The 7,973-nt window shown below is 58.1% G+C and carries 8 protein-coding genes and 1 pseudogene; 5 read left to right on the top strand and 4 right to left on the bottom strand.

From position 1 onward, the window contains the following. Positions 1-86: 86 nt before the first annotated feature. Together ACRZ95_RS22530 and ACRZ95_RS22525 are read right to left on the bottom strand one after the other, a co-directional pair. On the bottom strand, positions 87-977 hold the full coding sequence (locus ACRZ95_RS22530; protein ID WP_170681763.1) for an FAD:protein FMN transferase: 891 nt from the start codon (positions 975-977) through the stop codon (positions 87-89). After that, positions 974-3,037, bottom strand: a complete 2,064-nt coding sequence (locus tag ACRZ95_RS22525) for a 4Fe-4S binding protein (RefSeq protein ID WP_480555622.1) — start codon at positions 3,035-3,037, stop codon at positions 974-976. Before ACRZ95_RS22525 ends, ACRZ95_RS22530 begins: the two co-directional genes overlap by 4 nt. Before the next feature lie 199 nt (positions 3,038-3,236). Here ACRZ95_RS22525 and pqqA point away from each other — a divergent pair, with 199 nt between their 5' ends. Genes pqqA through pqqE form a run of 5 tightly spaced genes read left to right on the top strand, consistent with a single transcriptional unit; the run spans position 3,237 to position 6,343 of the window. Continuing rightward, the gene (gene pqqA, locus ACRZ95_RS22520) at positions 3,237-3,344 is read left to right on the top strand and encodes a pyrroloquinoline quinone precursor peptide PqqA (protein WP_152460716.1); all 108 of its coding nucleotides are present in this window, start codon (positions 3,237-3,239) and stop codon (positions 3,342-3,344) included. Between the two features lie 26 nt (positions 3,345-3,370). Beyond that, entirely contained in the window at positions 3,371-4,258 is an 888-nt protein-coding gene (gene pqqB, locus ACRZ95_RS22515) for a pyrroloquinoline quinone biosynthesis protein PqqB (RefSeq protein ID WP_170681759.1), read from the top strand. Then, positions 4,255-4,983, top strand: coding sequence for a pyrroloquinoline-quinone synthase PqqC (gene pqqC / locus ACRZ95_RS22510; RefSeq protein WP_170681757.1), 729 nt, complete (start codon positions 4,255-4,257; stop codon positions 4,981-4,983). Before pqqB ends, pqqC begins: the two co-directional genes overlap by 4 nt. Further along, the gene (gene pqqD / locus ACRZ95_RS22505; RefSeq protein WP_170681755.1) at positions 4,980-5,267 is read left to right on the top strand and encodes a pyrroloquinoline quinone biosynthesis peptide chaperone PqqD; all 288 of its coding nucleotides are present in this window, start codon (positions 4,980-4,982) and stop codon (positions 5,265-5,267) included. Before pqqC ends, pqqD begins: the two co-directional genes overlap by 4 nt. Beyond that, on the top strand, positions 5,264-6,343 hold the full coding sequence (gene pqqE / locus ACRZ95_RS22500) for a pyrroloquinoline quinone biosynthesis protein PqqE (RefSeq protein WP_170681753.1): 1,080 nt from the start codon (positions 5,264-5,266) through the stop codon (positions 6,341-6,343). Before pqqD ends, pqqE begins: the two co-directional genes overlap by 4 nt. On the opposite strand, the pseudogene ACRZ95_RS22495 reads toward pqqE, so the two are convergent. Both ACRZ95_RS22495 and ACRZ95_RS22490 read right to left on the bottom strand, forming a co-directional pair. Beyond that, a pseudogene (locus ACRZ95_RS22495) lies at positions 6,328-6,765 on the bottom strand (transposase family protein); the annotation flags it as partial. The gene pqqE and the pseudogene ACRZ95_RS22495 overlap by 16 nt on opposite strands. 71 nt (positions 6,766-6,836) lie before the next feature. Next, the coding region (locus ACRZ95_RS22490; RefSeq protein WP_480555619.1) for a helix-turn-helix domain-containing protein at positions 6,837-7,973 on the bottom strand (1,137 nt) is incomplete at its 5' end.

The raw sequence follows: 7,973 nt of genomic DNA, 5'->3' as shown, positions 1-7,973 counted from the left end.
GTCATGACAAAACGTGCCGTCCAAGACTGCGCATAAACACAAAAACAACAAACCCTAAAGCCCCGGGCAAAACCTCGGGGCTTTTGCTATGATTGGAAGGTCCGGACAGACCCATTCTGGTGAACACAAATTACAGTGGTGCGATTGGGTGTCCGATCCAGTATGGTTTGAATCTCACCCTCATCTGCATGGCAAAGCGCCGTTGACAATGCGTCTGCCGATGTGCCGTCTGCAGCCTGAACGCTGACCGTCGACCATTGGGGTGGGTGCATGGTTTTCGGATTCAGGACATGAAACTGACCGCCACCCAGTCGCAACGCAGCTGGACTAGAGGTGGCAATCGCTTGATCTTTGAGCGTCCGGGTCTGAACGATCCCGTGTTGGGGATCTGACACGCCCAGGGTCCAGTTGCGCCCGGCGGCGTAGTATTCACCGATATTGACCAATACGTTGTACCAACCCGCCTGACGCAGCACCTCTGTGACCAGATCCGTAGCGTAGCCCTGTGCAATACCATTCAGCGTCAGTGCCTGGCCGGCATCCAGCGCAATGTAATCGGGCGAAATCCGAACCCGGTCCCATCCAATAGCTTTGCGCGCGGCATCGAGGTCTCCATTCTGCGCCGCTGCCTGCCACAAGGGCTGAACGGTCGGATCAAAACGCCCGTCGGTCTGCCGGTAGGCGCGATCGCAGGCGCGCAGAAGCGCCAGCATTTCGGGCGCGGGTGCTTTCAGGTGGCCAGAACGGTTCAACCGAGACAAGTCGGAATTCTGGCGGTAGAGGCTGAACAATGCTTCGCAGCGTTCTAGCTCGGCTCGGATGCGGGCTATGGCGGGTTCGGCAACGTCCGTAGGCGCGTCAAAGGCTAGGCTGACCTCGGCACCCAAGGCATAGCCGTGCCATTTTGTGGGCTGGGCCGCAGCCGGGGTCGCCAACGCGGCGGCAGAGATGGCAAGGAAGCGGCGGCGGTTTATCATTCGGCGGCGACCTCTCTGGCTTGGCGTCGGGCGGCGACAATCAGAGGCACGCATTTGGTACTGTCGTCATGGATCGCCACACAGTCAAGGCATTGAAAGCACTCATCATATTGGATGCGCCCGCTCTTTGCGATGGCCCTGTATTTGCATTTGACCTTGCACAATTGACACGGAGAGCCGCATTCCGTGCGCCGGTCGATCCAATCGCGCCCGCGCAACAGCCCTCCGATCGCCATGAAAGCCCCGAGCGGACAGACATAGCGGCAGAATCCCTTGAACAGCATCATTCCGAGGAACAGCCATCCCGCCGCGTAAGCCACGTAATACCATTCGCGCACAAAGAAGGTAGTAACCGCAGTTTTGAAGGGCTCGACCTCGGCGGCTTTGTCAACGTGATCGGGGGCGGCGAACACAACGCCCACAAGGCCCGCAAGGATGACGTATTTCAACCATTTCAGACGTCTGTCCCAGGCCTCGGACGGCTCAATCTGCGGCAGGCGGAGGGCTTTGCCCAAGTGATGCGCTAACTCTTGCATCGCGCCGAATGGGCAGAGCCAACCGCAGAACAGCCCCCTGCCCCATGCGATGAAACCAGCGATGGACACCGCCCAGATCAACAGGGAAAACGGGTCGTACAGAAGGAACGCGAAACTGCCACCCTCGACTGCTGCTCTGAGTGTTCCAAGAACTGTGACGATGGACAACTGCCCTTGTCCCCACCATCCGACAAAACCGATGACAACCGCCAGCACGCCCAAGCGGAGCGGCGTGAACAAAGGTTGGGCCGCCAGTGCATTCATACGAAAGCTGAGCGCGGCGACGAGACTTGTCAGGAAGATCCCCAGAACGATCATGTCAGTCTGACGGTTGCGCAGCGCCTCCAGCCACGGCGGGACCGGCGTTAACTGAACCGGACGGGTAAAGAACCGCTCGGGCGTGACATGCGGCACCTCAAGCGTGACGGAGCCTGTTTCGGGCTGGAACATGCCGTGTTCCCGCACGGCCAGTACCTTCAAAACCCAATCGCGCGAGGGGTCAAATCCCAGCCTGCGGTCCGTGCGCAAGATCATGGCGGTGCCATCGGGCAGACCATCAGCCAGCTCCACGAACAGATCGGCATCGCGCAGGGCAACCGGAAAGCCATCTTGTTCGGCTGACAGCCAGTCTGGCGCGGTGTTGCGCACGAAATCTTCGCTGACCAACCCGTGGCGCGCGGTTTCGATCACCAGGATCGGTTCATCATTGTCCGAGATTTCGAGAAAGCTCTGGAGGTCGTCGAAACTGTCCTCCGCCAGCGCAGCGCGGGCGATGGAGGTAGGCCCCAGATCGACAACCCAGATGTCCAAGAACGGCTCATCTGGATACTCCTGCGCCTCGGGGTCGTCATCCTCCCACAGGGTGCCTGCGAACAAGGCGTCGACCTGCGCGTTGGTGTAGGTCTTGCGCGTGGCGATGCCCTGATCGACGAGATCCTGCCAGGTCAGGTCCTCCTGATACTCGGGGTCGGGAAAGGCGGGCGGCGCGGTGGCCAACCCCTGCATCTTTTCGCGGGCCACCGCCAGCGCAGCCCCCATAACGGATTCGTGGGCAATGCGCACACTGGCCGTCGCCTTGGTGACGCCATCCAGATAAACAAGCTGTGAACCCGCCGCCGCGTCGCCATAGGGCGTTCCCACCACTATCGAATCCGAAATCGACAGCCCGCCATATTGTTCAAAGAATTTGTGAAACGGGGCCTCTCCCAGACCCGAGACAAATATCGGTTCATTGTGTTTGATCAGTTGGACATCCAGAAAGCGCCCCTCAAGATCCAGCACCACCAGCATGTTGATCGGCGCGCCTGAAAACCCCGGCAAGGGGGCCAAGGGTTCGGATTCAAACACATATCCGGCCTCACTGCCGCCCGAGTTCAGCAGGCTGTAAACCCCGTCATCGTTCAATGCGTCGCCTAGTGAAAACGGGGCGCGGATATAGGTTTCGATCTGCTCACGCGGCAGAGGCTCTGCCTGAACCGACAGACCGCTGAAAAGCAAAAACACAAGAAGCAGGATCGCGCGCATGAGCGTGAGACTATATTTCCCCCTGCGCCCATGACATTCGACGAAAGTCCTAAGTCCCGCCTCTACGACCCCAAGGCGGTTGACGCAGCCGACCCGACCCTCAACACTACACCCCATCCCTACGACCAAAGGAGCATTTTCCGAAAATCGTGCCGGTAGTAGGTTTTTTACAACGCCAGTCATTCATCGGGAGGAAACTATGACCTGGAGCACACCGAAGCTGAAAGAAGTGAACTGCGGCATGGAGATCAACATGTATTCTCCGTCCGAGGACGAAGGCCGCGAGTACGAGCCCGACCTGTTCTGATCACGTAAACGCAGCGGAGGCCCAAAGTGCATTTCCTGGTTCTTGGGGCTTCTGCAGGTGGCGGTTTGCCACAATGGAACTGCGGTTGCCGGAATTGCGAGGATGCCCGCAAGGGCAAGATCCCGCCGTCCGGCCAATCCTCGTTGGCGGTGTCCCCAGATGGTCTGAATTGGAGCATCCTGAACGCCTCGCCCGATATTCGGCAGCAGATGCTGGACAATCCCAAAATGCACCCCCGCGCGCTGCGCGACACGCCTGTGGCCTCGGTCGTGCTGACCAACGGGGATATCGACCATATCGCCGGGCTGCTCAGCCTGCGGGAACAGACCCCGTTCACCCTGTTTGCCACGGGCGATATTCTGGATGTGCTGTCCCAGAACCGGATTTTCGACGCAGTCAACCACGAGAAGGTCGACCGCCGTCAGATTGCCCTGGGCGATGAATTCACCCTGCAAGAGGGGCTGCAGGCGCAGCTTTTTGCGGTGCCCGGCAAGGTCCCTCTGTTCATGGAAGGCGACAGTGTCCAGACTGATCTCTTGGGCGAACAGACCGTGGGCGTCCGGCTGACCACCGCCGACAAGACCGCCTATTACATCCCCGGCTGCGCGCAGGTAACCGATGACCTGTTGGCCCGAATTGCGGATGCCGATCAGCTGTTCTTTGACGGCACGCTTTGGGATGATGATGAGATGATCCGCACCGGAACCGGTGTGAAAACCGGACAGCGGATGGGCCATATCTCGATCAGCGGGCCCGAGGGGTCGATCGCCCAACTGCAAGAGATCCGCGCGGCGAAAACCTTCATCCACATCAACAACACCAACCCTGTTATGCAACCCGACAGCCCGGAACGCGCCTTTGTGGAAACCGCAGGCTGGACCATCGCCTATGACGGGCAGGAGATCACGATATGAGCCGCGAAACTCTTGAGGCCCGCCTGCGTCAGATCGGGGCTGAGCGCTATCACGACAAACACCCGTTTCATCACCGGCTGCACAGTGGGGAATGCACCCCCGATCAGGTGCGCGCCTGGGTGATCAATCGCTGGGCCTATCAGGCGGCGATTCCGATGAAGGACGCCGCCTTCATGTCGCGCTGCACCGATCCCGATATCCGGCGCGAGTGGCGATCCCGCATCGAAGACCACGATGGCGGCGTGACCGAAGGCGGCGGCATCCGGCGCTGGCTGAAACTGGCCGAGGCTGTGGGGCTGGACCCCGACTATGTCGCCTCAGGCCGCGGTATCCTGCCCGCAACCCAATTCGCCGTCGACGCCTATGTGAATTACGTGCGCGAAAAGCCTCTGCTGCAGGCGGTCGCGTCTTCTCTGACCGAGTTGTTTGCCCCCAAAATCCACGAACAGCGGATTGAGGGCCTGTTGCAGCACTATGACTTCGCCAATTCCGACAGCCTGTCCTATTTCCAAAACCGTCTGACCCAAGCCCCCAAGGACGTAGCATTCGGCCTGAACTGGGTTTTAGACCATGCCGATACAGAAGAAAAAGAAGATATGGCCTGCGAGGCGCTGATCTTCAAAACCAACGTGTTGTGGGCGCAGCTGGATGCGCTTTGGTCCGGATATGTGGAGCCTGGCCTAGTCCCGCCCGGTGCGTGGAAACCGGGGGAAGGCCTGCTATGACGCTTGAGCTGCACCAGACCGACTGCCCCTATCTGCCGCGCGGCGTGCGGGTTCAACGCGACACGGTGCGTGACCGCATGGTCCTACAGGCCCCGGAAAAGGTGATTGAGCTGGACGATATCGGCGTCGCCATCCTGTCGCGGGTGGATGGGAAGACCTCGTTTAGCCAGATCGTCACTGATCTTGCCACCACTTACGACGCCCCTGCCAATCAGGTCGAAACCGATGTTCAACACTTCCTGCAGGCCCTGCGCAGCCGCCTCTATGTGTTGGTGCAGGCATGACCGCCCCAGCCCCCATCGCGCTTTTGGCCGAACTTACCCACCGCTGCCCGCTCAGCTGCCCCTATTGCAGCAACCCTGTGGAGCTTGAGCGCAAGGAAACGGAACTCGACACGCAGACCTGGGCGGATGTGTTCCAGCAAGCCTTCGAAATGGGCGTCCTGCAATTGCACTTGTCGGGGGGTGAACCCGCCTCGCGCCGCGATCTCGAAGACCTGACCGCACAGGCCGCGCGTATCGGGCTTTACACCAACCTGATCACCTCCGGCATCGGGCTGACCCCCAAGCGGCTGGATCGACTCGAGGAAGCAGGGCTGGACCACATCCAACTGTCTTTGCAGGGAACGAATGCCGCTCTGGCCGATCGCATTGGGGGCTATCGCGGCGGATTTGACCGAAAGATGGTCATCGCCAAAGAGATTGGTGACAGGGGCATCCCGCTGACCCTGAACGCGGTCATGCATCGCCACAATCTTGATGATCTGGATCGAACAATCGAAATGGCCGTTGAGCTGGGTGCCCGAAGGCTCGAGGTCGCCTGTGTGCAATTCCACGGCTGGGCGCTGTCGAACCGCGCCGCACTGCTGCCAACACTTGAGCAGACCCACACCGTGAAAGACACCGTTGCCCGCGCCAGCAAGGATTTGCGCGGCGTTCTGGCCATCGACTTCGTGCCACCTGATTACTACTCAGACTTTCCCAAAGCCTGTATGGGCGGCTGGGGGTCCACGGGCCTGAACATTACGCCCAACGGCACCGTCCTGCCCTGCCATGCGGCGCAGACAATCACCCATCTGGAATTCGAGTCCTTGCGCGACAAACCCTTATCGGACATCTGGAACCACAGCAGTGCCTTCAATGCCTATAGGGGAACCGATTGGTTGCCCGAACCCTGCCAAAGCTGCGAACGCAAAGAGATCGACTTCGGAGGCTGCCGCTGTCAGGCGATGGCCTTTGCGCAAGATGCCGAAGCCACAGATCCCGTTTGCAAAAAGTCACCTCTGAATAGCCGGGTCAACGATGTTTTGGACGCCATGTCAGCCAATCCTGAAAATGAATTCATCTATCGCAAAGCGTGACCCCAACCAAGTGCTATGGCGGACAGAAATACCTTGGAACATCTGTTGGAGCGGATTGCGGCACGCCGCAAATCCTTGGATCTGCAGAGCATGATTTAGATCCAGTAACGCCCTTTGTAGTGACCTTTGTCGTATTTGACAGCCTGCTTGCGTCGCCTTCGACCTTCGACCTTCGAAACAGGCCCGCATCCCTTTTTCTTTCGACGCATCTCAGATGCCGGTCAGCGTCTTAGCCATGTTCTCCAATCAGCCAGTCAACATCTGACACGCTGCTAAGCAAGGCTCGCATGCCGATTTAGTCGCTAGCTTGCCCGGCAGTAAAAAAGGTTTACCGGACGCCCTTGGCTATCACAGATGTCGTGTTACTTGGTCTTCGCGCCACGATTGGCGCAGCCAATCAGGCGTCCACGCCCTCGTTTTTGAACGCCAGACTGTTCGCTATTAGGTGCTTTTGCGCATCCAGAAACTGCACGCTGAATTGAGAGCGCTTGTTCTATTCACACCCAAGATACCGCCGCTTCCTGCTTTCTTCGGGAGTAGATTTGCAATGTTTGAAGAAGCTCCGGGACATGGCGGAACGAGACGAAAACCCAGTTGCGGCGGCAACTTCTGCAAAGGGCATGTCCGTGTATTTGAGCAAGATCCCAACCCTCTCCAAACGCAACTCTTTGTAAGTGTCCAGAAGCTTCGCATTTGTTTTGCTGAGATATCTTCTCTGAAGCTGCCGGACAGATGTACCAACTTTCGCGGCAAGTTCTGAAATGCTCAACGGGTCTTCGATATGCGTCATCATGGTCGCCAGCGTATGAATGACCACCTCGTCCCCTTTGGCCTCGCCAATGAGCCGATTGGCAATTTGACTCTCGGTTTTCTTCCCTGGCTCGCTCAATCCGACATATCTGCGTAGCGCATCAGCAATATGTTGACCGTGATCATCCGAAACGAGCTCCGAAAGTAATCCCAGAGCACTGATGCGGGTATTGGCGCTGTGCAATCGACCATCTGACGCCAGGCAAGTTGATGCCCCGCAGCTGACAATTCCCTGTTCGAAAGCAGCCGCTTCAAAAGTGGCATGCACTGCAGCCGCTCTTGGTTCAGAACCTGCCATCTGCGCCAGCAACATCACGGCGCCGCCGACCAAAATCACTCTGGGTGACAGATTCATCACTTGCGAAACCCAAAGCTTTTGGTCTCCTGCCGGGCACCATGCACTCTCCAAGTCGCCCCAGAACACCGCAGTCCGCCCAGCCCAATCAAGTGGTCCACCAACTTTGTCGTTAGCAACAACACGTGCTGTCACCACATAGGCTTTTTTAGCGATCAATGTGTTCAACGCATGGAAAAACTCCACTACCAATTCTGCTGATGCCCTATCCTCTTGGCAGCGCAGAATGACTTCGATGTGATGAGGGCGTTCTTTTGCCACGTTGGCGATTTGAGCTGCACCTGCGTGACAATTTTGTATGACATAATGCTTCATCAGAACCACCAAATGGTTTGATTGGGTCAGGTGAGAGAAACATTGTTCCCTTCGATGACCCCCGCCGATTTTTCGGCGGGGGTTTGTAGTTTTATTCTGCGGCTTCTTCGTATGCTTCCATTGGTGGGCATGTGCAGACGAGGTTTCGGT

The organism is Ruegeria sp. AI3, from assembly GCF_056541245.1.
Note: the sequence above shows the minus strand (reverse complement) of the source record. Positions and strands in the feature narration are given on the sequence as shown.

Bases quoted from the DNA above. Each gene is read 5' to 3' on its own strand.
- pqqA (WP_152460716.1), top strand. From the start codon at position 3,237: ATGACCTGGAGCACACCGAAGCTGAAAGAAGTGAACTGCGGCATGGAG.
- pqqD (WP_170681755.1), top strand. From the start codon at position 4,980: ATGACGCTTGAGCTGCACCAGACCGACTGCCCCTATCTGCCGCGCGGC.
- ACRZ95_RS22530 (WP_170681763.1), bottom strand. From the start codon at position 977: ATGATAAACCGCCGCCGCTTCCTTGCCATCTCTGCCGCCGCGTTGGCG.
- pqqC (WP_170681757.1), top strand. From the start codon at position 4,255: ATGAGCCGCGAAACTCTTGAGGCCCGCCTGCGTCAGATCGGGGCTGAG.
- pqqE (WP_170681753.1), top strand. From the start codon at position 5,264: ATGACCGCCCCAGCCCCCATCGCGCTTTTGGCCGAACTTACCCACCGC.
- ACRZ95_RS22525 (WP_480555622.1), bottom strand. From the start codon at position 3,037: ATGCGCGCGATCCTGCTTCTTGTGTTTTTGCTTTTCAGCGGTCTGTCG.